At 55.4% G+C, this 25,449-nt stretch carries 16 protein-coding genes and 1 tRNA gene; 6 read left to right on the top strand and 11 right to left on the bottom strand.

The annotated features are described in order from the left end of the window. The first annotated feature begins 36 nt into the window (after positions 1 to 36). Complete coding sequence (locus tag VB741_RS19625) at positions 37 to 1,515, top strand: sodium:solute symporter family transporter (RefSeq protein WP_323366895.1); 1,479 nt, start codon at positions 37 to 39, stop codon at positions 1,513 to 1,515. A 26-nt stretch (positions 1,516 to 1,541) separates the two neighbouring features. Here the strand turns inward: VB741_RS19625 and VB741_RS19630 are convergent, their stop codons facing one another. Continuing rightward, positions 1,542 to 2,141: a glutathione S-transferase family protein gene (locus tag VB741_RS19630; RefSeq protein ID WP_323366896.1), complete on the bottom strand. Its 600-nt coding sequence runs from the start codon at positions 2,139 to 2,141 to the stop codon at positions 1,542 to 1,544. A 162-nt stretch (positions 2,142 to 2,303) separates the two neighbouring features. Further along, on the bottom strand, positions 2,304 to 2,906 hold the full coding sequence (gene pyrE, locus VB741_RS19635; protein ID WP_323366897.1) for an orotate phosphoribosyltransferase: 603 nt from the start codon (positions 2,904 to 2,906) through the stop codon (positions 2,304 to 2,306). 256 nt (positions 2,907 to 3,162) lie between these two features. Here pyrE and VB741_RS19640 point away from each other — a divergent pair, with 256 nt between their 5' ends. Then, complete coding sequence (locus VB741_RS19640) at positions 3,163 to 3,594, top strand: hypothetical protein (RefSeq protein ID WP_323366898.1); 432 nt, start codon at positions 3,163 to 3,165, stop codon at positions 3,592 to 3,594. Positions 3,595 to 3,697: 103 nt separating this feature from the next. Here the strand turns inward: VB741_RS19640 and VB741_RS19645 are convergent. After that, a tRNA-Ile gene (locus tag VB741_RS19645) sits at positions 3,698 to 3,770 on the bottom strand. 154 nt (positions 3,771 to 3,924) lie between these two features. On the opposite strand from VB741_RS19645, the gene VB741_RS19650 reads away from it, so the two are divergent. The 3 genes from VB741_RS19650 to VB741_RS19660 all read left to right on the top strand — a co-directional run bounded on the left by VB741_RS19650 (position 3,925) and on the right by VB741_RS19660 (position 6,941). Next, positions 3,925 to 4,185 carry a hypothetical protein gene (locus VB741_RS19650; protein ID WP_323366899.1) on the top strand — a complete coding sequence of 87 codons (261 nt, stop codon included), beginning with the start codon at positions 3,925 to 3,927 and terminating at the stop codon, positions 4,183 to 4,185. A 76-nt stretch (positions 4,186 to 4,261) separates the two neighbouring features. Beyond that, a complete protein-coding gene (locus VB741_RS19655) occupies positions 4,262 to 5,674 on the top strand; it encodes a hemolysin family protein (protein ID WP_323366900.1) in 1,413 nt (470 codons plus the stop codon). Positions 5,675 to 5,882: 208 nt separating this feature from the next. Further along, a complete protein-coding gene (locus tag VB741_RS19660; protein WP_323366901.1) occupies positions 5,883 to 6,941 on the top strand; it encodes a Gfo/Idh/MocA family oxidoreductase in 1,059 nt (352 codons plus the stop codon). A gap of 3 nt (positions 6,942 to 6,944) precedes the next feature. Here the strand turns inward: VB741_RS19660 and VB741_RS19665 are convergent, their stop codons facing one another. From VB741_RS19665 to VB741_RS19685, 5 genes are all read right to left on the bottom strand, one after another. After that, entirely contained in the window at positions 6,945 to 7,205 is a 261-nt protein-coding gene (locus VB741_RS19665; protein ID WP_323366902.1) for a hypothetical protein, read from the bottom strand. A 252-nt stretch (positions 7,206 to 7,457) separates the two neighbouring features. Further along, a complete protein-coding gene (locus tag VB741_RS19670) occupies positions 7,458 to 8,543 on the bottom strand; it encodes a DUF3326 domain-containing protein (RefSeq protein WP_323366903.1) in 1,086 nt (361 codons plus the stop codon). A 44-nt stretch (positions 8,544 to 8,587) separates the two neighbouring features. Then, positions 8,588 to 8,803: a hypothetical protein gene (locus VB741_RS19675; RefSeq protein WP_323366904.1), complete on the bottom strand. Its 216-nt coding sequence runs from the start codon at positions 8,801 to 8,803 to the stop codon at positions 8,588 to 8,590. 100 nt (positions 8,804 to 8,903) lie between these two features. Next, complete coding sequence (locus VB741_RS19680) at positions 8,904 to 9,224, bottom strand: 2Fe-2S iron-sulfur cluster-binding protein (protein WP_323366905.1); 321 nt, start codon at positions 9,222 to 9,224, stop codon at positions 8,904 to 8,906. Between the two features lie 103 nt (positions 9,225 to 9,327). Further along, entirely contained in the window at positions 9,328 to 9,510 is a 183-nt protein-coding gene (locus VB741_RS19685) for a hypothetical protein (protein WP_323366906.1), read from the bottom strand. A 211-nt stretch (positions 9,511 to 9,721) separates the two neighbouring features. Between VB741_RS19685 and VB741_RS19690 the strand changes: the two genes are divergently transcribed. Then, positions 9,722 to 10,279 (top strand): DUF2854 domain-containing protein, encoded by a 558-nt coding sequence (locus VB741_RS19690; RefSeq protein WP_323366907.1) that lies wholly within the window; start codon positions 9,722 to 9,724, stop codon positions 10,277 to 10,279. A 181-nt stretch (positions 10,280 to 10,460) separates the two neighbouring features. On the opposite strand, the gene VB741_RS19695 is transcribed toward VB741_RS19690, so the two are convergent. The 3 genes from VB741_RS19695 to pgeF all read right to left on the bottom strand — a co-directional run bounded on the left by VB741_RS19695 (position 10,461) and on the right by pgeF (position 25,444). Beyond that, positions 10,461 to 20,171 carry a DUF4347 domain-containing protein gene (locus VB741_RS19695; protein ID WP_323366908.1) on the bottom strand — a complete coding sequence of 3,237 codons (9,711 nt, stop codon included), beginning with the start codon at positions 20,169 to 20,171 and terminating at the stop codon, positions 10,461 to 10,463. Between the two features lie 608 nt (positions 20,172 to 20,779). Continuing rightward, on the bottom strand, positions 20,780 to 23,734 hold the full coding sequence (locus VB741_RS19700; RefSeq protein WP_323366909.1) for a right-handed parallel beta-helix repeat-containing protein: 2,955 nt from the start codon (positions 23,732 to 23,734) through the stop codon (positions 20,780 to 20,782). Between the two features lie 894 nt (positions 23,735 to 24,628). Next, positions 24,629 to 25,444 (bottom strand): peptidoglycan editing factor PgeF, encoded by an 816-nt coding sequence (pgeF, locus tag VB741_RS19705; protein ID WP_323366910.1) that lies wholly within the window; start codon positions 25,442 to 25,444, stop codon positions 24,629 to 24,631. Between the last annotated feature and the right edge of the window lie 5 nt (positions 25,445 to 25,449).

The following is a 25,449-nucleotide window of genomic DNA, read 5'->3' on the forward strand; positions in this document are numbered from 1 at the left end:
CTCCTAGTGATTTGTCCAACACGATGAGGCAGGACTGTGTCCATAGGAGCCATTGCGCTGCTCGTGACCCTGGTTACGACCGCGGCATTTACCTTGTTTGGCGTATTGTACGCCGGACGGAAAAGTATTGATTTAGAAAGCTATATGGTCAACCGCAACCAGGTAGGTGGTTGGTCGGCCTTGGCGACGGTGACGGCATCGGCCCTGGGGGCCTGGATTTTGTTTAGTCCCCAGGAGGCCGGGTCGGCCTTTGGCGGGGTGTCGGCCATTTTGGGCTATTGCCTGGGGTCCGCCGGGGCTGTTGCCCTGTTTTTTGTGGTGGGCCCCCGGTTGCGCCATCTCATGCCCCAGGGCCATTCCCTGAATGAATATGTCAAGCATCGCTTTGGCGACCCCATGTATTGGCTGGTGGAAGTGGTGATTGTGTTTTACATGTTTATTTACCTGACGGCGGAACTGACGGCCATTGCCAAGGTGCTCCAGCTGGTGGCCGATGTGCCCTTGGGGGTGACGGCCCTAGTGGTGATCATAGCGGTGTTTATCTACACCACCGTGGGGGGCTTGGGTGCCACCATCTTGACCGATGTGGTGCAGTTTGTGGTGATTGTCCCCCTGTTGTTGCTATGCGCTGGAACCATTGTTATGGCTCTAGGCGGGGCCGATGCCTTTAGGGCTGTTGCCGCCCAGCAACCGGAGTTACTGTCCCTGGGTAATATTGGTGGTTTGCGCTTTGGGGCAACGCTGCTCATCGCCATTGTGGCGGCGGAGGTGTTTAACCAGGGCAACTGGCAACGGGTCTATGCCTGTCGCGATAGCCGAACTGTGCGCCGCGCCTTTCTTGGGTCAGCTGTGGTGATTTTGCCCCTGATCTTTATTGCGGGGATGTTGGGTTTGTTGGCGGTGCCTTTGGCCACAACGCAGCCCGACATCATTGGCGAGACCGCTTTGTTTGGGGTGTTGAGTCAGCTGGCAATGCCCAACTGGGTGTTGGTGACAGTGATTGTTCTGGCCCTGGCGCTGGTGATGAGCAGTCTGGACTCCCTGCTCAATGGTCTGGCCAGTGTGTTTACCTTGGATTTGATGCGACTACTGCCCGACCCCTCGGCCACCAATGTGCTGAAGATATCGCGAATTTTGACGGTGTTGATGGGGGTGCCTGCGATCGCAATAGCTTCCCAAGGCTACAGCGTACTGTATCTATTCTTTGTGGCCGATTTAATCTGTGCCGCAGTCGTGTTCCCCGTGTTGTACGGCCTGTACAGTCGTCATCTGACAGGGATAAATGCATTTGTTAGCTCCCTGGTGGGCATGGTCGCCGGACTGCTATTTTTCCCAAAACCGGACTTCTCCCCATTATTTGCCGCCGTACCTGGCAGTGCCGATCTGCTGCACAGTTTTGCCGCAGCCCTGATGGCGTCAACCGTTGTCACCTTAGTGTGGACTGCCTTAGCCAAACAAAATAAAACGGCTCCAATTTTTAACTACGATCAGCTCCGGGCTAAAACCTACTCATGATCGATCAGATGCACTATGCGCGCCGTTTACCCCATGGTGACGTGCTGAGGATGGTTGGCAATGCGCTGTAGCCAAGCCTGAATCGCAGGATAATGGGTCAGCTCAAAATCACCCTCATGGGCGACATGGGTATAGGCATACAGGGATATATCAGCAATGGTCATGGTGGAACCCACGAAAAAAGCCTGATTTGCTAGGGCAGTTTCCATCACATCTAGTGCCCTATATCCCCCCGCTTTTTTGCCTTCAAATTCTTGTCGCCGTTCTTCCGGCAGGCCTAGATATTTGGCAATAAAGCGAGCCACAGCGATGTAGGGCTCATGGCTATACTGTTCAAAAAATTGCCATTGCAACACATTGGCCCTTAACCAACGCTCCTCAGGCAGATAGTCAGTGCCCTGGGCAAGATAGTTGAGAATGGCATTGGATTCCGCAAGACATTGACCCGAGGGCAATTCTAGGACTGGAATTTTGCCGTTGGGATTCTTTGCGAGAAAATCAGGGGTGCGCGTGTCTCCCTGCAAAATATCCACCTCTATCCATTCATGGGCCATGGCTAGGTGGGCCATGAGGAGTTTGATTTTGTAGCAGTTGCCAGACTGGCTATCTCCATACACTCTGTACACAGGCAAATCTCCTCCAGGAATGGACTGTCAAAGCATTGTACGGGTCTGCATAAACAATGGAGGTACAGATGAATGAATGACCCAACTAAAAAGCCCTACGGGGGACGGAGCGATGGTTCTGGCACCTGAGGCAGAGGGGGAGGGAGCCGAATAGGGGGGTGGCTAGGCTGTTTGGAGTTCTTTCCAGCGGGCTTGGATCTGGTCGATGGTGTAAACCGCCTTGAAATCGATATTTTCTCGGGTGTAGTATTCTGCTCCCCCCTGTTGCCGATCGACTAGGGAAATCACCTGATTCACCGCGTAGCCAGCATCCCGTAACCGCACAATGGCCTGCATGGCAGACTGTCCGGTGGTGACCACATCTTCCAGAATCACCACGTTGCTTTGAGCGGGTAAAATTGGCCCTTCAATATAGGCTTGGGTGCCGTGACCTTTGGCCTCTTTGCGCACAATCAGCGGGGTGATCGAGCGATGCTCATAGGCTGCTACGACACTCACAGCGGTGAGAATGGGATCGGCCCCCAAGGTGAGTCCACCCACTCCCACGACGCTGCTGTCTAAATAGTCGAGCATTACCCGACCCACCATCTGTCCTCCTTGGGGATGGAGGGTGACGAGCTTGCCATTGATGTAATAGGTACTCTGCTGGCCCGATGACAGGACAAAGTCGCCTTCTTTGTAGGCGTCTGTACAAATTAAATCGAGTAGCTGCTGCTTAACCGTAGCGAGGTCAGCAGCGAGGTCAGCGGTCGCGGGGGACGTCATGGCGGATATCACGTGATCAGTGGGTAATTTAGAAGAATCGTCAACTAGGCTCTAGCACTAATATGACCAAGCAGCGTTGCAAAAATTAGTAAAACAGATAAGATAGAGTCCAACTTTTGTTAAGCAATTCTGCTTGAATTTTTGGCAGCTTCATTATCAACTGCCGATATTAGCTGCAGAATAGTGCTTAGCCAGTTTATCGATTTTTATGGACCGGGGTACCATATGCCCCAAATTGTGAGGGAAAAGAACCATCATGACATTTAAGGGATTAGTCCTCGGTACGGTGGTTGCGATCGCAACCTTATCAGCAATGGCCACCCGTGCCAATGCTCAATCTGCCTCGTTTGATGAACCTACTGTGCTGGAAACCATGGACGAGGTTATGACCGCCGAAAGTGGTGATTATTCCAGAGATCGCAGCAGTCTCCGGCAAACGGCCCATTACTTTGGCCTCGGATTACCAGGCCGCTCAGCGTTTCCTGAGCTAGAGCTAGACCGTAACAGCGATGCCATTCTTGAAGCCTATAACGAGCTAATGCTACTGCAGACGCAAAATACGGCAACTATTCGGGTACCTGATCTAGCCAGCCCCTACTACACCTCCTTGCAAAGCTTGCCCAGTGCCCAGTCTGGCACTCGGGCGATCGGCACTGAACTAAACTTTGCCCCCCTGCCAAGTCGCTAAGCTAGATTCCCGAACGCAGCTTTGGCCCTTTACCAAGTCGCTAAGCTAAAGCCCCTTGCCGATTGAAAACCCCCGGAGTTTTTAAAACTCCGGGGGTTTATAATCCAGGGTGCAGGAGTTGAACCTGCCTAGGGCGAATTATGAGTTCGCTGCCTCATCCGCTCGGCCAACCCTGGCTTGATGAAAGCGTATTTATCGTTAGATTCGTTATAGCATAGCCAACTACTCAAAATAGTTGAGTGGTAGTTTTTGATATATTTGAGCTGAGGTTTTTAAAGCTACGCTGCTTCTGAATAAACCCCACCTACACCGAGTCCATCCCCTGATCCCATGAGAATTAATCCAGCCATCGCCTTTACCTTGATACTGCTGGCTGCCATGTTTGGCTCCGGTATCGTTAGCGCCTCCTGGGGATATTCACTGGGGCGCCAGGCCCTCACGGGTATTCGTCAGCCCGAAACTCGACCCGCCAGCGCTTCCACGGCCAGTCGAGGCACTAGCCAAACCAGTGACTTTGTCCTGCTCAAAGAAGAGGATATCCTCAAAAACGTTAAGGCCCGCATCGAAGGCGGTTTAGAGACCACTGAGTAATGGAGCCGAGTCCGCGATATATCAGCAGCTTGATGATGAAATCACACCGAGGATCAGTAACGTCCATCAATAAACTTTGCCTTTTAGGGGACTGGCGGTGACTGTGGAAGGCATAGATGCCGTTGGTAGTGGTTCTTTACCCATCAGCGCTACAGGCATCACGATCCGCCTCTTGGTGATCGTGGGCTTGATTTGTTTGAATGCTTTTTTCGTGGCTGCGGAATTTTCCATCGTTTCGGTTCGCCGGTCGCGCATTAATCAACTGGCGGCCGTGGGTGATTTCCAGGCCCAAGCCGTACAAGGCTTACAGCAAAGCATTGAGCAGTTCCTCCCCACTGCTCAAATTGGCATTACCATGGCCAGTTTGGCCCTGGGATGGATTGGGGAAGATACCCTGGCGCTCCTATTTCGTCATTGGTTTCGGCAATGGTCCATTCCCCTGACCTCCTTTTCCCATGAGATCGCACTTGTGGTGGCCTTTTGGACCCTGGCCTATTTACAAATTGTTTTAGGGGAACTGGTCCCCAAGTCCCTAGCCCGTAGTTATGCCGAACAAACCTCCCGCCTGCTAGGCCCGGTCAGCCTCACCGTATCTCGTCTATTTTCGCCGGTGGTGTGGGTGTTAAACCACTCCACCCAGGCGTTTCTAACGCTGCTCGGACTACAGGGGCAACGGCAGTTCGATAATCAGCTCACCTCTGACGAACTGCAAATGATCATCAGCACCCCCACCGCCGTGCTCGATTTGGACCAAGAAGAACGGGAAATTCTGAATAATGTCTTTGAAACCCGCGACTTTACCGTAGAAGACATTATGGTGCCGCGCACCCAAATCATCGGTCTCGAAGAAACCGCCACCTGGCAGACATTGCTCAATATGGTGGTTGAGACCGGCTATTCCCAGTTTCCGCTCCTCGGTGACTCCCTGGACAATATCAAAGGCATTCTCGACTTTAAGGCCATGGCTGAGCCCCTAGCCAAGGGTGAGCTTACCTTGACTACCCCCATTGCTGCTTGGATGAAGACGGCCCGGGTGGTACCGGCCGATTTACCCCTCAGCGATTTACTCAGTCGCATGCAACAGTTAAACCGTTCCATGCTGATTGTGGTGGATAACTATGGCGGCACGGCGGGGTTGGTGACTTGGGCCGATGTCACCGCTGAACTGATTGGCGAAGCCGATGAGGTGGCCGGGGACATTGCTTATGTCGATGACTACTCAGCGGTGGTCCCGGCTCAAATGGAAATTGACGCGGTCAATAAGCAATTTATGTTGGAATTGCCTACCACGGAAGACTACCAAACCCTGGCTGGATTTCTGATCCACGCCCTACAAAAAATCCCCAGGGCAGGGGAGCAGCTAAGTTATGGTGAGGATTTGGTGTTTACGGTCAAGGCGGTTAAAGGTCCTAAGTTAGAGCAGATTCAAATTGTGCGTCAGCAGGTACCCCTACGTCGTCGAAGTTCCCGTAGACAGCCGGGAAATTGACACAGTGCCTGCTGCAGTCATGCCCAATCTGGCCACAATCCGGATAGCAAAGGCTGGTAAAACTAGTTTGAAAATTAGTTGGGTAATTGCCCCGATGGGGTTGCAGTCCACCAAAGAAGGCGAGATTGCTGTGGTAATATCTGGTTGACTTTGAGCAAAGTAAAGTCATTTTGAGAGGAATTTACTCTCTGGTGTGAGGGACCCTGGTGTGCAAAAACGAGATTCTCAAATCGCAAGTGATAGTCATGAAGACTTGCTCCGCATTGGTGTTATTGGCGTGGGCAATATGGGCCAACACCATGCTAGGGTGCTTAGTCGCATCAAAGAGGTGCAGCTAGTCGGCATCGCGGATACTAACGTTGAGCGCGGTCTGTCTACGGCGGGCACGTATGGGGTGCGTTTTTTTGAGGAATATGACGAGCTGCTGAAATATGTGGATGCGGTTTGCATTGCCGTGCCCACCCGGTTTCATCACACGGTGGGTATGGCCTGCTTGAAAGCAGGGATACACATGCTGATTGAAAAGCCCATCGCCGCTAATATTGCTGAGGCTGAGTCCTTGGTGAATGCAGCAGCAGAGGCCAACTGCATCCTACAGGTGGGGCATATTGAGCGCTTTAATCCCGCCTTTCAGGAGCTCCACAATGTGCTCAAAACTGAGAAACTCCTGGCGTTAGAAGCTCGACGCATGAGTCCCTACTCCCAGCGGGCGAATGATGTGTCGGTGGTGCTGGATTTGATGATCCATGACATTGACCTGCTGCTGGAGTTGGCTTCGGCTCCGGTGGTGAAGCTGACGGCCAGTGGTAGTCGCGCTGAGGATTCTCCCTATTTGGACTATGTGACCGCTACCTTGGGTTTTGCCAATGGTATTGTGGCCACCCTCACCGCCAGCAAGGTCACCCATCGTAAAATCCGGAGCATTGCCGCCCATTGCCAAAACTCCCTGACCGAGGCGGATTTTCTCAATAATGAGATTTTGATTCATCGTCAGACAACGGCCAACACCATGACCGACTATGGGCAGGTGCTGTATCGCCAGGATGGTCTGATTGAGAAGGTTTATACCAGCAATATTGAACCACTCCACGCGGAGTTAGAGCATTTTATTAACTGCGCGCGCGGGGGTGGTCAACCCTTTGTGGGTGGTGAACAGGCGCTGAAGGCCCTGCGGTTGGCTAGCTTGATCGAGCAGATGGCCCTCGATGGCCAAGCTTGGAAAACTGAGGATGAGATGATCGGGGTATTGCAGACCGCTACGGTATAGCACTTAAGGTATGGCGGTGATGACGGCGGGTTCGATTGCGATCGCAACCCACCCACTTTCCTGGCCGGACATACCAAAAATCACCTCCCCGGCATGGGCGGTAAAGAAGCAGCGGCGGATACCATCCACGGTGCGACAGAGGGCGACCGTGCCGGAACGCACTTGCCATGCCTGTTCTGGAGAATTTAGCTCCAGAATTTCATCCCGCTGGATATGGCACGCCGTTGGTCGGTCTGCTCGGGGTAGTGTGCTCAAAGTAGCCATAATTATGTGCGGTATACCAATTAACAGAATCTCCTAGCATAATCACCTGGGGGTATGGAGTGGGCATTTCCCCATTTATCTTAGGAATATTGAAATAAACTTTATGGAAACCTAAGGGCATATTGCCCTAGCCCGATAAGGGCACTACCAGAGCGTATTTTATCGGGGTTTTTACGGAGGGACCGTGATCTGGGTCGGGCTCGGTTTTGGCGGCCTAGCTTTGTGGAGCTAGTTTTGTAGAGACCTGGGCCGTTACGGTGTCCCGTTTAGTTGGGTGCCCGCTAGCGGTTGTAGCTGCGCGATGTGGGGACTTAATGAGGATAGGGCAATGCCCGCTCTCTGGGCTGCGATCGCACCCACGGCCTCCAGATAGGACGTTACTCTGACCACCCTCAGGCCCAAGGTCGCCGCCGTCACATTAAGGGCCGTTCTGTTGTCTTGGACGGCAATGATTTGGGTACCAGTGCCACTCAGGCTGAGGACGGCACTGCCCCCTAGGGCGCTGGCTGGCACCACCAGGGCATCCACATCTTGGGCGCTGATACCCTGGGCAGGAAAGGTCTGGGCAGGGAAGAGGCTGCTAGGATTTGTATCCCTAACCTGAGGCATAAACTGGGGGGCTTTACTTAACCCAGCCAACACACAGGGTAAAAACGTGTAGCCCAGTTCCTCGGCGGCAGACCGGGGGGAAATGGTGGGATCGAGGGGCAGGGGTTGTAGGGCGGGGGCATGGGCACAGGGCACCTGAAACTGGCGCACCACCAGATGACTAATGACGGCTTCAGCCCCCGCTAGGGGGTCCACCCCCTCCCCCTGACGGTAGGCGGTGAGGGCATCGCTGTCCTCATCATCGGGAAAGCGGGCCACCACGGCAATGGCGGTACAGCCTGCCTGGAGTAACTGTTCCACGGCCCGCAATAGGCTGTCAGGGCAGTCTAGGGTACCCCAGGTGGCGGCTTCGGCCTGTTGTAGACGCACCCCCAAAGGCTGGTCGGTGGTGACATAACCGCGAATATCTAGACCTAAGGTGGCTCGGGCCGCATCGGCTGCCTGCAGGTGTCGCCAGCGCAAGTCGTCTTCCATAGCCTGGTCTAACACCAAGCCGATGGTGTTTTGATGCACCGGCTGCAGGTGCCAATGTCCGGCGGCGAACTGGTCTAGGCCATAGCCTTCCACATAGTAGGCATTGGGCAGGGGCCAATAAAGCTGGGCCCCGTTGAGGACATTGGGATGGGTGATCAGACGGTCGGTGACCTGTGCGATCGCACGGGCCACGGGCAATGCATCCCCGGCATAGCCACCGATGGCAGCCCCCACACCGGTAGGAACAATCATCATCGTGGTGTGGGGCCGGGCATAGGATGGGAGCGGAGCATTCACCCTCATGGCTGGGCAGCAGCGCCCAACGTCACCACCGCCTCCACATGGGCAACAGACCCATCCACTGACGTAATTGCCCACCGCAGGGGCTCACCATAGTCGTGGAGCTGGGTTTCAATCTGATGCCGCAGCTCCACCCCCGTAGCCCCTAGCTCCACCGTCATCCGCACAAACTTCGTAGCCAGCCGCGCACTACCGGCTGCTGCGTTATTGACCACTCTGATCACCTAATTAATTCATTGGGCATTCCCACTCTCCAACCATGGCCATGGCCCCATGGGCATGGCCATGGGTAAAAGATACAGTGTTCAGACACAGTTACCCCTGAAACTGACCAAACTGAGCCTGATAGACTTCATCTTCCTTTTCCGTCACGATTTTGAGATCAGAGGTGGCATAGGCCACACACAGCAGGGCATAGCCTTTATCCTGTAACTCTTGACTAACCCCCATCCCATCTTCCTGGGATACGCTGCCCTCAGTCACCAATGCAGCGCAGGTGGTGCACACCCCCGCACCACAGGAGGTGGGCAGGTCGATGCCAGCGGCATGGCCCGCTTCTAAAATCGTTTGGCTGCCATCAACAGTGATGGTTTGCACAGTCCCTTGATGATTAATTTCGACAGAGTAAGTCGCCATGGCGCAGATTATTTTGAAAAATGTTTTTGAAAGAGTCTGAAACGGAAAGAGTCTGGAACGTGATTAGCCTGAAACAGATACCAATTGGACGGGGATTGTCATCCTAGGCCTGAGATTTTTCTTGGAACACCCGCTCAAATTCGTCGAGCAAATCATCCATTTCCTCCAGGGCCTGATTAACGTCGATTCTCAATGTACCGAGGTTAGGTTGTTCTAGCAGCTGAAGCAGGGAATTACGTTTTAATTTGATCTGTTCAATTTGAGTTTTAATCATTTCTAGGGTCATGGTCAGGTCTCCTCTCAACGTCTACAGATTTCAGAATAAGCAAATTTGGGTGACTAATGCCAGGTATAAGGCTAGGGGCTAGGGACAATAGCCCATGGGTTCCCAGGCGTTATGTTTTGGTCGGAGGTCAACGTCAAATCCCTTTACTATGGATTGAGTACGTTTATTTATTATCTCTCACCACTCTTTTTTTCTTAAGACTGCAATCCATATGCTACGCAAAATTCCCCTCGGTGGTGTTTTACTATCAATCGGGTCTATCCTGACCATCGTTGGCTTTGTGGCCTATTTCAGGGATATGGCGACCTTAAACTTGGTGGGCTTTTTCTATGGCATCCCGATTTTGCTGGGGGGAGCGGCGTTGCGAGCGGCTGAGTTAGAACCCGTGCCCTACAGCCAAGCACCCAGTAACACGGTGATTGAGCTTAGGGATAAGACGGCTACACAAACTCAGAACCAGGTGCGCAAAGATGTCACTCGCTATCGCTACGGCCAAGATGCCCATCTGGATATTGCCCTGGAGCGCCTTGGTCTGAGTCCGAATGATAAGCAGCGGCCAGTACTCAGTGGTTTGCGGGAAGAACTGCGGGATGGTGCCTATGCTCTGGTATTGGAGTTTGACTCTCCGTATATCACCCTGGATACTTGGCAGGAAAAGCACGAAAAATTTGAAAATTTCTTTGGTCCTAATATTCGGGCTGAAATTGGCTTGATGGCCGATGAGCGTAAGGAATTAGCGTTGATTACTGTTCTAAACTCGGATACGTAATCTGGATCCTCCCAAGGCTCAACAACGCCAAAAAAATAAACATCAGACGCGCCTTTTCTAGGGAAGACGCGTCTGATGTTTTTGGATAATCAATCCTTTTGGATTTGGATTTGGGTGATGCCGAATCAGTTATCTTGATTCGACATCGTTATGCCCATGGGAAGCTCCTTTAGAAGCTCCTTTAGAAGATGAAGTTGCTGTCGTCAATGGTGACGGCATTGACATTCATCAATAGGGCTACCTGCTCCATGCCCGTGCCGGGGTTGGCCATAATCGCGGTATGGTTACCGACTTGTTGGGCCATGACGTTACTACCCAAGACGGCATTGCCGTTGAAGACGGTGCTGAGGTCGATGCGATCGCGCACAATCTCAAAGTCGAAGACGATGTCTCCAAACTCATTCACCCCCTCATAGCGGAAGGTATCTCGACCCTGGCCACCAAACAGTAGATCGTTAGCCGCGCCACCCACCAGGATGTCATCGCCACTGCCACCCCGCAGGATATCGCTGCCTTCGTTCCCATAGAGGCTGTCATTATCACTGCCGCCAGAGAGCAAGTCATCCCCCAATCCGCCGTAGAGTAGGTCATCACCACTACCGCCGTTGATTAGGTCCTTGCCCGCCATGCCATAGGCCACATCATCACCGCTACCCGCGTTGACAATATCGTCCCCATCGCCCGCGTCAATCTCATCGCCATCGCTACCGGCATTGAGGATGTCGTTACCCACACCCCCGACCACGATGTCCAGGTCACTACCGCCGTTAACGATGTCGTCACCGGCTCCACCATCGAGGGTATCGTCGTCACTGAGACCATTGATGATGTCGTCACCGTCACCGCCCGTAATCACATCATCACCCCCGGTCCCTGAACCATTGTCAGGGTTGCTGTTGCCCGCTTGCAGGTAGTCAGGTATACCGTCACCGTTGGTATCCAGGGCCGTTGGATCACCATCATCGCCAAAGCCATCGGCGGGGTCAACCGCATCGATAACGCCGTCACCGTCGGTATCGACACCGTCAACCATGCCATCATCATCGGCATCCAGATCACCGTTACCGCCTTCAACGACATCGAAAATGCCATCACCATCGGTGTCGAGGTCAAGGTAGTTAGGCGTATCGTCACTGTCAAGATCTGGAGCCTCGGGTGCACCATCATCCCCAAAGGAATCAGGGGCCGGGTCCACCGAATCCTTGATGCCATCGCCATCGGTGTCAGGGCCATCCACCAGGCCATCGCCATTGGTATCGGGGCTGCCGCCTTCGAGCACATCGTTGATGCCATCGTTGTCGGAGTCGAGGTCAAGATTATTGACCACCCCATCGCCATCGGTATCGGGTGGAGCGGTGTCACCCTGGTCGCCAAAGGTATCAGGGGCCGGGTCGACCACATCGGCAATGCCATCGCCATCGGTGTCAGGGCCATCCACCAGGCCATTGCCATCGGTGTCCTCGTTACCGCCTTCGAGCACATCGTTGATGCCATCGTCGTCAGAGTCGAGGTCGAGGTTATCAGCCACCCCATCACCATCGGTATCGGGGGCAGGCTCATCGCCGACATCACCAAAGCCATTGTTGGGGTCCACCTCATCTTTCAGGCCGTCGCCATCGGTATCGGTGCCGTCAATCAGACCGTCGCCATCGGTGTCCTCATTGCCCCCTTCAATTACATCGTTGATGCCATCGTTGTCGGCATCCAGGTCGAGGTTGTCGGCCACCCCATCGCCATCGGTATCGGGGGCAGGCTCATCGCCCACATCGCCGAAGCCAGCGTTGGGGTCCACCTCATCTTTGAGGCCATCACCATCAGAGTCAGGGCCGTCAATCAGGCCATCGCCATCGGTGTCCTCATTGCCCCCTTCAATCACGTCGTTGATGCCATCGTCGTCGGAGTCGAGGTCGAGGTTGTCGGTCACCCCATCGCCATCGGTATCGGGTGCGGGGGTATCGCCCTGGTCACCAAAGCCAGCATTGGGGTCGACCACATCGGCGATGCCGTCGCCGTCCGTGTCAGGGCCATCAATCAGGCCATCACCATCGGTGTCCTCATTGCCCCCTTCAATCACATCGTTGATGCCATCGTCATCGGAGTCGAGGTCAAGGGCATCGACCACCCCATCGCCGTCGGTATCCGGTCCGGGCTCTTCACCCACATCGCCAAAGCCAGCGTTGGGGTCCACCACATCGGCAATGCCATCGCCATCGCTGTCGGGACCATCCACCAGGCCATCGCCATCGAGGTCCTCATTGCCGTCTTCGAGCACATCGTTGATGCCATCGTCGTCGGAGTCGAGGTCACGGAAGTCGTTGACGCCATCGCCATCGGTGTCAGGATTATCAATGGGGGTGCCGCCGTCGCTGGGGTCGAGGGCATCGGGAAGACCATCACCATCGGTGTCGAGGGTACCGGTATTGTCATCCAGGCCATCGCCGTCAGTGTCAGTACCGCCCGCTTCAATCACATCGTTGATGCCATCGTTGTCGGTGTCGAGGTCTTTGTAGTCGTCGACGCCATCGCCATCGGTGTCCATGGGAGCATCGGGGGTGCCATCGCCGTCATAGTCCGGCGCACCCGACTCAGGCGCGGTTTCCACCGGATCCGCCAACCCGTTGGGGCCAAAGGTGTTGCCAGGGTTAATGTCGGTCGGGTCAATAACGCCATCGCCATCGGTATCGAGGGCGTCGATGTCATCAGGACTGAGACCGGATTCCTCAAGGTCCGTCAGACCATCGCCATCGCTATCGAGATCGAGGTAGTTGGGAATGCCATCGCCATCAAGGTCATCGGTGCCTTCTTCGGTATCGAGGATGCCGTCATTGTCACTATCCAGGTCACGGAAGTCTTCGATGCCATCGCCATCACTGTCGGGGTTGGGAATTGGCGTCCCCGCATCGCCGGGGTCGAGGGCATCGGGAATGCCATCGCCATCAGCATCGGGGCCACCGGTATTGTCATCAACGCCATCCTCATCAGCGTCGGTACCACCGGCTTCAATCACATCGTCAATGCCATCATCATCGGCATCGAGATCCTGGAAGTCGGGCTCTCCATCACTATCCGTATCCACTGGTGCATCCAGAACACCGTCGCCATCGTAGTCAGGCTCACCAGACTCCGGTGTGGTTTCCACATCATCGGCGAGACCATTGGGGCCAAAGGTATTCGTGGGGTCAATGACGCCGTCATTATCGGTGTCGAGGGCATCGATATCGGTGGGGCTAAGCCCGGACTCATCCAGGTCAGGAATGCCATCGCCATCGGCATCTAAATCGAGATGGTCGGGGATACTATCGAGGTCGGTATCGTAAGCATCGTCCACACCGTCGCCATTGACATCGCTAAAGCCAGGGGCATCGGGGTCTAGATAGTCAGGAATGTCATCGCCGTCGGTGTCGGTGGCCGGGTCAGTGGGCACTTCGTCGATATCGAGGATGCCATCGTTGTCATCGTCAATGTCAACGCCATCGCCGATGCCATCGCCGTCGCTATCGAGCAGGTCGCGGTAGTCCACATCACCGCCGCTAGCGGCATCCCCGTTGGCATCCGGTAGGTCAGTGACCGGGTCAGTGACGCCATCGGTGGGGTCAGCGCCGGGGACATCATCAAAGGCATCGTCCAGACCGTCGCCATCGGTATCGGTACCGGTGGGCACATCGGAGTCGCCATTCTCAGCAAAGTCAGGGAACCCGTCGTTATCGGAGTCACTGTCGAGGTAGTCGGGGTCATCGATGCCGTCGGTGTTCTCGGGGGTGACCGCCGTGCCGCCATTGTCGGGGTCAAAGACATCGTCAAGACCATCACCATCGGTGTCGGTACCCGAGGGCACCCCATACCCTGTCGTGGTTTGGGCTTCAACGATATCGGGGATGCCGTCATCATCGGCGTCGATGTCCTGGAAGTCGGCCAGTGGGTCGCTGTCGCTGTTGACGGGAACGACTGGCGTACCGCCTTCGCTGGCATCGACACTATCGGCCAGACCGTCGTTGTCCAGGTCACCGGTAACGGGGTCATCCATTTCGTCGAGGGTGCCGTCACCGTCGGTGTCCACTACGGCTGGGTCTTGACCGCTCTCAATCAGGTCAGTGATGCCGTCGTTGTCGGCGTCGATGTCCATGTGGTCGGGGGTGCCGTCACCGTCGGTGTCATAGGCATCGTCTACACCGTCACTATTGGCATCGGTGAAGCCGGGGGCATCGGGGTCGAGATAGTCAAGGACGCCGTCGCCGTCGGTGTCGGTATTGGGGTCGGCGGGCACTTCATCGGTGTCGAGGATGCCGTCGTTGTCGTCGTCGAGGTCAACGCCATCGCCGATGCCGTCACCGTCGCTGTCGAGCAGGTCACGGAAGTCCACATCACCGCCAGTGCCCACATCGCCGTCTTCGTCGGGGAGGTCGGTGGCCGGGTCGGTCAGGCCATCGGCCGGGTCAGGGCCAGGGACATCGTCAAAGGCATCGTCGAGGCCGTCGCCATCGGTGTCGGTGCCAGTGAGGACATCGGGGTCACCATTTTCGGCCACATCCAGATAGCCGTCGTTATCACTGTCGGTATCCAGGTAGTCGGGGTCGTCGAGGCCGTCGGTGTTCTCCGGCGTAATGGCGGTGCCGCCATCGTCGGCATCAAAGGCATCGTCGAGGCCATCGCCATCGGTGTCGGTGCCGCTGGGGGCGATATAGGTATCGGTGGGTTGACCTTCGACGATATCGGGGATGCCGTCGTCATCGGCGTCGATGTCCTGGAAGTCGGCGAGACTATCGGTGTCGCTGTTGACGGGCACCACGGGGGTGCCGCCATTGTCACCGTCGACGCTATCGGCTAGACCGTCGTCATCGGTGTCACCGGTAACGGGGTCATCCATTTCGTCGAGGCTGCCGTTGTTGTCGGTGTCCACTACGGCTGGGTCTTGGCCGCTCTCAATCAGGTCGGTGATGCCGTCATTGTCGGCGTCGATGTCCATATGGTCGGGGGTGCCGTCACCATCGGTGTCATAGGCATCGTCGACACCGTCGCTATTGGCATCGGTGAAGCCAGGGGCATCGGGGTCGAGATAGTCAAGGACGCCGTCGCCGTCAGTGTCGGTGTTCGGGTCTGCCGGAACCTCATCGGTATCGAGGATGCCGTCGTTGTCGTCGTCGAGGTCAACGCCATCGCCGATGCCGTCACCGTCGCTGTCGAGCAGGTCACGGAAGTCCACATCACCGCCGGTGCCCACATCGCCGTCTTCGTCGGGGAGGTCGGTGGCCGGGTCAGTCAGGCCGTCGGCCGGGTCAGGGCCAGGGACATCGTCAAAGGCATCGTCGAGGCCGTCGCCATCGGTGTCGGTGCCGGTGAGGACATCGGGGTCACCATTTTCGGCCACATCCAGATAGCCGTCGTTATCACTGTCGGTATCCAGGTAGTCGGGGTCGTCGAGGCCGTCGGTGTTCTCGGGCGTGATGGGGGTGCCGCCATCGTCGGCATCAAAGGCATCGTCGAGGCCATCGCCATCGGTGTCGGTGCCGCTGGGGGCGATATAGGTATCGGTGGGTTGACCTTCGACGATATCGGGGATACCGTCGTCATCGGCGTCGATGTCCTGGAAGTCGGCCAGACTATCGGTGTCGCTGTTGACGGGCACCACGGGGGTGCCGCCATTGTCACCGTCGACGCTATCGGCCAGACCGTCGTCATCGGTGTCACCGGTAACGGGGTCATCCATTTCGTCGAGGCTGCCGTTGTTGTCGGTGTCAACCACAGCTGGATCTTGACCGCTCTCGATTAGGTCGGTGATGCCGTCATTGTCGGCGTCGATGTCCATATGGTCGGGGGTGCCGTCACCATCGGTGTCATAGGCATCGTCCACTCCATCACTATTGGCATCGGTGAAGCCGGGGGCATCGGGGTCGAGATAGTCCACAACGCCGTCGCCGTCGGTATCGGCATTGGGGTCGGCGGGCACTTCATCGGTGTCAAGGATGCCGTCGTTGTCGTCATCCAGGTCAAAGGCATCGGCAATGCCGTCCTGGTCATGGTCGAGGATGTCGCGGTAGTCCACATCGCCACCGGTGCCGACATCGCCGTCTTCATCGGGGAGGTCCGTGGCGGGGGCATCGATTTCGTCGTTGATGTCGACATCATCGAGAGTAGCGCCTTCAAAGGCATCGTCGAGACCATCGCCGTCGGTGTCGACGCCGCTGGGGGCGTTGACGGGGTTGCCGTTTTCCACCACATCGGGCACACCGTCGTTGTCGGTGTCGGTATCGAGATAGTCGGGGTCATCGATGCCGTCGGTGTTTTCGGGGGTAACCGCCGTGCCGCCATTGTCCACATCGTAGAGGTCGTCGAGGCCATCACCGTCGGTGTCGATGCCGCTGGGGGCGATATAGGTATCGGTGGGTTGACCTTCGACGATATCGGGGATGCCGTCGTCATCGGCGTCGATGTCCTGGAAGTCGGCGAGACTATCGGTGTCGCTGTTGACGGGCACCACGGGGGTGCCGCCATTGTCACCGTCGACGCTATCGGCTAGACCGTCGTCATCGGTGTCACCGGTAACGGGGTCATCCATTTCGTCGAGGCTGCCGTTGTTGTCGGTGTCCACTACGGCTGGGTCTTGGCCGCTCTCAATCAGGTCGGTGATGCCGTCATTGTCGGCGTCGATGTCCATATGGTCGGGGGTGCCGTCACCATCGGTGTCATAGGCATCGTCGACACCGTCGCTATTGGCATCGGTGAAGCCAGGGGCATCGGGGTCGAGATAGTCAAGGACGCCGTCGCCGTCAGTGTCGGTGTTCGGGTCTGCCGGAACCTCATCGGTATCGAGGATGCCGTCGTTGTCGTCATCGAGGTCAACGCCATCGCCGATGCCATCGCCGTCGCTGTCGAGCAGGTCACGGAAGTCCACATCACCGCCAGTGCCCACATCGCCGTCTTCGTCGGGTAGGTCGGTGGCCGGGTCAGTCAGGCCGTCGGCCGGGTCAGGGCCAGGGACATCGTCAAAGGCATCGTCGAGGCCGTCGCCATCGGTATCGGTGCCCGTGAGCACATCGGGGTCACCATTTTCGGCCACATCCAGATAGCCGTCGTTATCACTGTCGGTATCGAGATAGTCGGGGTCGTCGATGCCGTCGGTGTTCTCGGGCGTGATGGGGGTGCCGCCATCGTCGGCATCAAAGGCATCGTCGAGACCATCGCCATCGGTATCGGTGCCGCTGGGAGCCACGTAGGAGCCCGTGGGCTGACCTTCAACAATATCGGTGATGCCGTCGTCATCGGCGTCGATGTCTTGGAAGTCGGCGAGAGTGTCGCTGTCGCTGTTGACAGGAACAACGGGGGTGCCGGAGGTAACTTCACCCACACCGCTACCGCTATCGACACCATCGACACTATCGGCAAGACCGTCATTGTCGGTGTCACCGGTGACGGGGTCATCCATCTCGTCTAGGGTGCCGTCATTGTCGGTGTCGACCACCGCCGGGTCTTGACCGCTTTCAATCAGGTCGGTGATGCCGTCGTTGTCGGCGTCGATGTCCTGGTGGTCGGGGGTGCCGTCTAGGTCGGTGTCGTAGGCATCGTCGACGCCATCAGCATTGGTGTCGGTAAAGCCGGGGGCATCGGGATCTAGGTAGTCTAGAACGCCGTCGCCATCGCTGTCGGTGTTGGGGTCAGCAGGCACTTCATCCGTGTCGAGGGTGCCGTCGTTGTCGTCGTCGAGGTCAGCAACATCAGGCACCCCATCTTCATCGAAATCGGGCAGTTCTCGATAGGCAACTTCGGTGGTATCGCCGACTTCATTGGCCAGGGCTGTTGTGGGATCGTTAATCGTGCCATCGGGGTCGGCGTAAGTGGCACTAAGCGCATCGTCGATGCCATTGGTGGAGGTATTGCTGAGAGTGAGACCACTTTCGGTAGTGTCATCAACACCGTTGCCATCGCTGTCGGTGTCACGGAAGTCTCGATTGGCATCAGCGTTGTTGTTAAGGGCCGTATCAGTATTGACGGGGGCGATGAAGGTGCCGCCAAAGGTCCCTGTGGGGCCATCGTTGGTGTCGAAGAGATCAATAACACCGTCACCGTCGAGATCCTGGTCAGTGACATCGCCATCGACAGAGCCGATATAGCCCGTGGTGGGCTGGGCTTCAACAATATCGGGGATGCCGTCATTGTCGGAATCAAGATCGAGAAAGTCGTCGATGGCGTCACTATCGGTGTTGGTGGGGTCGACACCACCGCTGGCAGTATTGGCGACACCATTAGCATCAAAGTTGTCGTCGATGCCATTGGCATCAAGATCAATGCCGGCCAGATCGTATCGGCCATCGCCATCGCTGTCGAGGGTGCTGATGTCGGTACCGGCAAGAAGAGCTTCGAGAAGATCGCTGATGCCGTCGTTGTCAGAGTCTAAATCTAAATAATCAGGGACCCCATCGTTATCGGTATCCGTAGTAAATGTGGGAAGAAAGTTAGGATCACTCATCATGAAGCCGGGTGTTCCCGATAGCGACATGAGTGTCTGCAGATTGTATTGCTCTACCGCTGAACCAGGTGTAACTTGAAGGCCTCCATGGATGGAGTAGGACCATTGGTAAGAGGTCGGTGTGTATCCATAGGTTGAATTGAAGAAGTGTGTTGTATTAACAACATCAGGATCGCCTTGTACAGTGGAGGATACAGTAGAGAGTCCAGAAAATGAACCGCCTAAAAGAGGGAACCAATCAGAGCCATTGGTCGCATAGGCACCTTGATGTAAAAGCAATCCTGGACCGTTATCACCAGCCCCTGCGTAAGCTAAGGTGTTGTGCACCAAGTCTCTATTTTGATTGACATTGTAGTGGAAGTCGTAGTCTCCACCTGCAACGATCAGGCGATTTGGATCGATGACCGCTTCCCACACTGGTCGAGATGCAACGGCCTGACTAAAGTCATTATTATTGACTCCTCCGAAGTTATCTGCACCTATCCATAGAAGGTCATATTGCTGAAAATCAGCCGCTGTCATTGTGGCCCAAGTCGCCTTGGGGATATGGGTGACGTCAATGTTAGCTTGGGCATCGAAACCGTTGGCTCCCAGGATCCCGGCAGCGATCCCGTCATCTCCTAAACTGTCGTATAATGCGACTTTGATTGTCCCTGTGCCAGTGGCGTAGCTGTCTCCGGACCAGGTCCCAGTAGCAAAGCCGCTACCACCGCCAGATCCTCCTCCCCCTGCGAAGCCTTCATCGGTATCGAGGATGCCGTCGTTGTCGTCGTCATTGTCGTTGTCGTCGTCGAGGCCATCGCTGTCGGTGTCGGGGAGGATTGCAGGGTAGGCGGCGAGGGCGGTGAGGGAGAAGGGGAGCCTCACCCCGGCCCTCTCCTCCCAGGAGAGGGGGTAGGAGGTGTCTAGGGACCAGTTGCCGCCGAGGGCTGCGTTACCAACTTTGGAGGAGGAGGCGTGGATTGTCGCGCCGGTAAGGCTGTGGAGCTTCGTGATAAATTCTTCGCCAGCATCTCCAGTGGCTAGGTTGCAGGCGTAGAGGGAGATTGATGATGATGGGGTGTAGGGCTTTGCCCTTTTTGTAGAGTTGGGGTGATGGGGTGATGGGGTGATGGGGTGACTGTTCCCCTGCTCCGAAAACCAACAGTGGAGATCGTTAGCATAGCGGTCGAGGGTGTCTAGGGAGAGAGGGATATTGCCAAGGTAAATGCTACCAGGAATAGCATGGGCAACAATGTGTAACCTCACCTCGGTCCTCTCCTGGGAGGAGAGGGATAAGAGGATATCTGTAATTTGTCGGATGCCATCTTGGTCCGCAGCCAAAATATGGGCTTGCACTCCGGGTTGGAGCCCAGCTAACAGCTGCTGTGGGGCTTCAACGCCTGCATCGATAAAAACAAGAGAAGTTGTTCCGAAAGCCTGGTTAGTCATGGGTTTTGTTGATGATAAATGAAGTAAATAGAAAAAGTGGAATGCAAGCGCCACCCCCAACAGAATGGGGTGGCAATGGGCTTTAATGAGAAGCTGTTAATCAATAACTGAATGTATTTTCTGGCTTCCCCCTTTGTAAGGGAGGGGGGCGGGGGATCGGCCAAACCGATGAATGAGGAAGATCCCCCCTAACTTCCTCCGGGCATGCGCAAGGCATAAGAAAAAGGAGGAATGCCAAAGGCATTTAGTTGAAAATTAACCGATCCTAACAAATCAGTGCAGATATTTGGAACATGGACAAAGCGGTGGATGCATCGACTAAGACTCAGTACTGTATTTATTGATCGAATCTACTGAGCTATGGGCATTAGAAACTGACCATGATTTAGATTAGCCTCCAAACATACACAACCATAACAATCTTGTCATCAAACGATAACCGCTATTTTCCCTAACCCTGAAATCACTTGGATATGAGCCAGCCCCTGGCCATCCATAATGTCTCAGGAAATTTCCTGAGACATTATGGATGGGCCTATAAGCAACAGGAAAAGTACGACAGAAGGTATACATAGCAAAACGCAGGATCTCTTCTGCTGTGGGTAGTCCTACTGAATACAGCTACCCGTCTCATTGCCATAGGCTGCTGTACCTGGAGACAGAGTACCCAGGAGGAAATTCTCCACCAAGAACGTATAGTTGGCATCGGCAATCAGGGTGGGTAAATCCTGCACCAACACCGATGGAATGCCGGTGTTCAAGATGGGGTCAGGGGCCGTAATTTGAACAGCCACAGCCCCATTATCACCAAAGACTAAACAGGCATTGACCGTACCAGCGGGTAAGGTATCTAGGGTATTGATTTCAATGTCAGGTGTTGCCCCATTGCCCGAAATCGTATTGTCGCCAATGCCCAGAATGGGCATGACCGCCACGTTTTCTAGATCAATCGTAATCGCCTGACCGCCATTACCTGTAATGGTGTTGCCACTAATACCCAAGTCACCATCCGTGCGCCATTCCTGGACGCTGGCCGTCTGGGCAATAGAGTCAATGCCATCGCCACCGTTATTGATGATTTGGTTGCCCTGAATCACCAGTTCCTGGGCACCGGCATCGAGCAGGGTAATGTTAATGCCATCCAAGGCATTGTTGGCAATCTCACTGTTGAGGATGACAATCTCCTGGGGAGACGCTCCATCGGGGGTGGCCGCAGTGACGCTGCCGTTGATGGCCGTATCGCCATTAACGATGGTGATACCATTGCCACCGCTGTTGGTGATAAATCCGGAGTCAAAGGTGAATTCCTGTTGGTGCACACCCACATCGGCGATAATCTGCAACCCGTCAGCCCCACTCATGTCGATGGTGGTATCTACCACCGATAGCTGCTGGGTACTGGCACCGGTCAAGGCATCGCCCTCGGCCCGCAGCACTAGTCCCTCGGCGGTACTGTTGAGAATACTGTTGGTGAGGGGGGTGCCACCGGGGGTGCCGACACTGGTATTAGCCGTCGTACTGGGGCCAACTGCAATAATCTGACTGGGGACCTCGGCTCCGGCGGTGGCAATGGTGGAAAAGTCTATACCCACCTGGTTATTGTCTAGGTCAAACCCGGCAATGGTCACCTGGAGCGGCCGGTCGGTGGCGGTGTTTTCGACAAAGATGCCTCGGTCGGCGGAATTGTTGATCACGTTGTCAAATAGGATGGCGCTGCCGCCGACATCATTCAGGAAGATGCCACTGCCGCCGGAGTTGGTAATTAGGTTGTTGCGCAGTTCCACATTGTCAATGTCGTTCCCTGTCACACCATGCTGGGCGGCGGCATCGATTTGGAAACCGGCTAGGACAGTCCGTTCCCCCAGGGTGACCAGGTCAAGGGCACCGCCGGTAATCAGCGGGAAGACACCGTCATTGGAGTCGGGCAGGGAAACCGTAATGCCGTTGGCATTGGGGTCATCGGCGGACACATTAAAGTTTTGGGTGGACGAGAAGGGTAGCCGGGTTGCGGTGGATGGGAAGCCGGGAAACTCCATGCCCGCAATAATTTGTTCGGGACCTTGGGACAGTACCCGCACCCGCTCGGGAATGGTAAAGCCGGGAATGGTGGTGGCGGGGGCCGCTTCGCCATCGACATAGACAATGGTGTTGCCGTCACTGTAGGTGGTGGCATCGCTGTTGATCAGGGCAATGGCATCGGCTACGGTGCCAAAGGGGGCTTCGTAGGTGCCGTCACCGCCGCCAGCGGCGAGATCCACATGGATAAAGCGATAGTCTTCTTCTTCTTCGGGGTTCCGCAGCGGTTCGATCTGTTCTTCGTAGATGATTTCCGATTCGTTGATGGTGTTGACCGCCACATTGTGCCGACGGGCGATGGAGTCACGCAGACGAATGGGAACTTCGTATTCGTCTGCAAACTCTGCTTCTTCGTTATCTTGGAAACGGAATTCGGGCCAGGTGGCGCTGACAGACAGGGCGACGGTGGTGCCAAATAAGCCGTCGTGTTGCAGGGAGAGACCGGCATTGAAATTGGATTCAAAATTGGCGGCAATGCGCAGTTGGCCCCCAAGGCTGCTTTCTTCACCAGAGAGCAGGTAGCCCCCGGCATAGCCCATCAGTTCACCGCCGTCCCAGTCGTCGAGTTTGATGCCAACTTCGGCGTCAAAGCCCCCAAGGGCATCTTCCTGTTGCAGGATGCGCTGCCGTTCGCGGATGGCGGATAGGACGAGCTTATTGGCCTCGAAGCCGCTGTTGGTGACCAAACCGGTGTCGAAGTCGACACTTTGGATGGTGTTAGTGCGCTCGCCGATCGGGAGATAGCCGTTGATGCGAAATTCCCAGTCGTCGTTGATGTGTTCGTAGCCCGTGGCGAGCTGGAAAAAGTTACTGTTGTCGGTGAAGCGCCCATCGACGCCCACATAGCCGCCCCGGATGTATCCTTCATTGTCGGGATCTGCTGCATCGCGGCGGTAGCCCCGGTGGCCCAGGTTAAGGCTAAAGCTAGGGTCGCCGTCATTGACCTGCAGATCCCCTTCGAGGAAGGTGACGTCTAGCTGATTCAAGTCTTCGCTGATGGCCTGGTCGAGGGGGATAAAACCATGGACGCCGATGGTTTCGCCAAAGCCATTGGTGGCGGTGCTGGCGTTGACGCCAAAGCGGGAGGGCACCTCTAATAGGTCAGCAGCGCTGAGGCTGGGGGCCGGAGATGTTTGGACCGGTTCGGCCGGGGCCATATCTGCCGGGGCCATATCTGCCGGGGCCATATCTGCCGGGGCCGGTTCGGACTGGACAGTCTGCTGACTAAAGCGGACGCTGGGGGACGCTGCTGGCTGACTGATGGCCGGGGGAGCGGCGGGCAGGGTCTGGGCCCATAGCGTAGGGGCTGTTGCTGGGGGTGCAAGGTCTGGCGTGGCAATCGGTTCGGTGACTGAGTCTAACTCTTTTGGCGGTTCTGAGGCCAAGGTTAACCCGGGAGACAGGGGGATGAGGATACTTGTTGCCAGGAGCACTTTTGCGACTGCCGCAGTGTTGTGATGGGAACTTCCAGATGGGATGGACAGCATAAAGGAAACCTTCTACAGGACAAGGTGATGGTTTTTTTGAATAGGCTGGGGATTGATGGCCCCCATGGGTTAGCAGCTGACACGCAAGAGAAAAGCAGCCAAGATTTAACCTCAGCGTCGTTTTTGATGCTGTGAAGACTGTTTTTTGTAGATGACTTAATCGGTAGCGCCCCAAGCTTGCAAAGGCTATGGCAACAGTTTCTAGAATGAGTACGTTTAGTGGAATTGGTCTCTGAAATGTTCAGATTCCTTAGCCTTTGGAGATAAAAAGTATGCTCTTGATAAAAGATGTTTGTTTTGTGTCTCCCAAGCTTGCCCGGTTAAATCTGTGTACTTTTTATGTAGAATCACCAAGGTGATGCTGACCAAATAGTTTGGCCAACGGCTAAGCCATTTGGCCTATGGACAGGTGATCTGCGCTGGGAAACTGTAGGGACTTAATCGTAAAACCCTTTTTTAGCAAGGACTAAAGGGTTTAATGGGGCTAGTTTTCGCCGGGTGAAAAACTCTGAACCCACTCTATTTTTCGGCAAATAAACACATTTTTAATAAAAAAATCTTATTTAAGGTTTTCATTAAATAAGATTTTTTTATTAAAAATGTGGCTAGATCCCCCTAAATCCCCCTTGGAAAGGGGGACTTTGACTGTCGGTTATGTTGAAGGGCTGGCGCTGTGGTCTGATTCTCCCCCTTTTTAAGGGGGCTGGGGGGATCGATGCAGGATTTTGAGCTTTAGGGGGCTACGGTGTCCATGCAAGTGGCTAGATCCCCCTAAATCCCCCTTGGAAAGGGGGACTTTGAACGTTAGTCCGAGATGTGTGTACACGGTAGGGGTAAAGGGGGAATCCCCATCGGTGGTGTTTTGTTTAGCTGCGAGTCCCTAGGTAGTTTGGTTTAAACACTAACAATGCCGGACCACTGAATTTGTTTTAGGTGGGTACGACGATAGGAGAAAAATCGTTCGGGTTCTTGGTAGGTGCAATGGGGGGCGATGGCGATTTGGGATGGGGAGAGACCTAGCTGTTGTAGCTGGATGTGGTTAATGCGGCGGACATCTAGGCGGACATGGCCGGGTTGAGAATCGGGGAGCAGGGGGGGATGCTCCTGATTGAGGAGATGCGGGATGATGTCGGTGGGATTGGCAAACTGTTGATTGTCGTTGACAACACTTTGGCCAATGGTGGCGGCGACGTCTTCACCGACTTGGTATACGTCACCCGCGATCGCAGGTCCCAGTAGAACCCGTAGATCCTTTAGCTGGGAGCCTTGGGCTTGGAGCTGTGCGATCGCAACCGGCACAATTTTTTCAGCGGTGCCGCGCCAGCCAGCGTGGGCCGCCGCCACCTGCCCCGTGCGCACATCGGCAATTAGGGCGGGGGTGCAGTCGGCGGTGCAAACCCAGGTGGCCTGACCGGCTTGGGTACTAAAGCACCCATCGCCATGGGGATACTGCACCTGATTGGTGGAAGGGGTGGCCGCACCACTGGCCACCAAGGACTTAGTGCCAGCGCGAATATCCGCTGGGGAGAGCACGATATTGCCATGGACCTGTTTTGTCCGCAAGACTTCAGCCCCTGGTCTGAGGGCCGGGGTTAAATCTTCCGGCAGCTGGGGGTCAAAGGCAGAGGTAAAAAAACCGTGGGGCTGGGGAATTAGATCGCAGGTTAAGTAGGACTTACCCTGCCAGGGTTGCCAGGTCCAGTTGTGCATGGGAA

Source organism: Leptothoe sp. PORK10 BA2 (assembly GCF_034932105.1).
GTDB lineage: Bacteria > Cyanobacteriota > Cyanobacteriia > Phormidesmidales > Phormidesmidaceae > Leptothoe.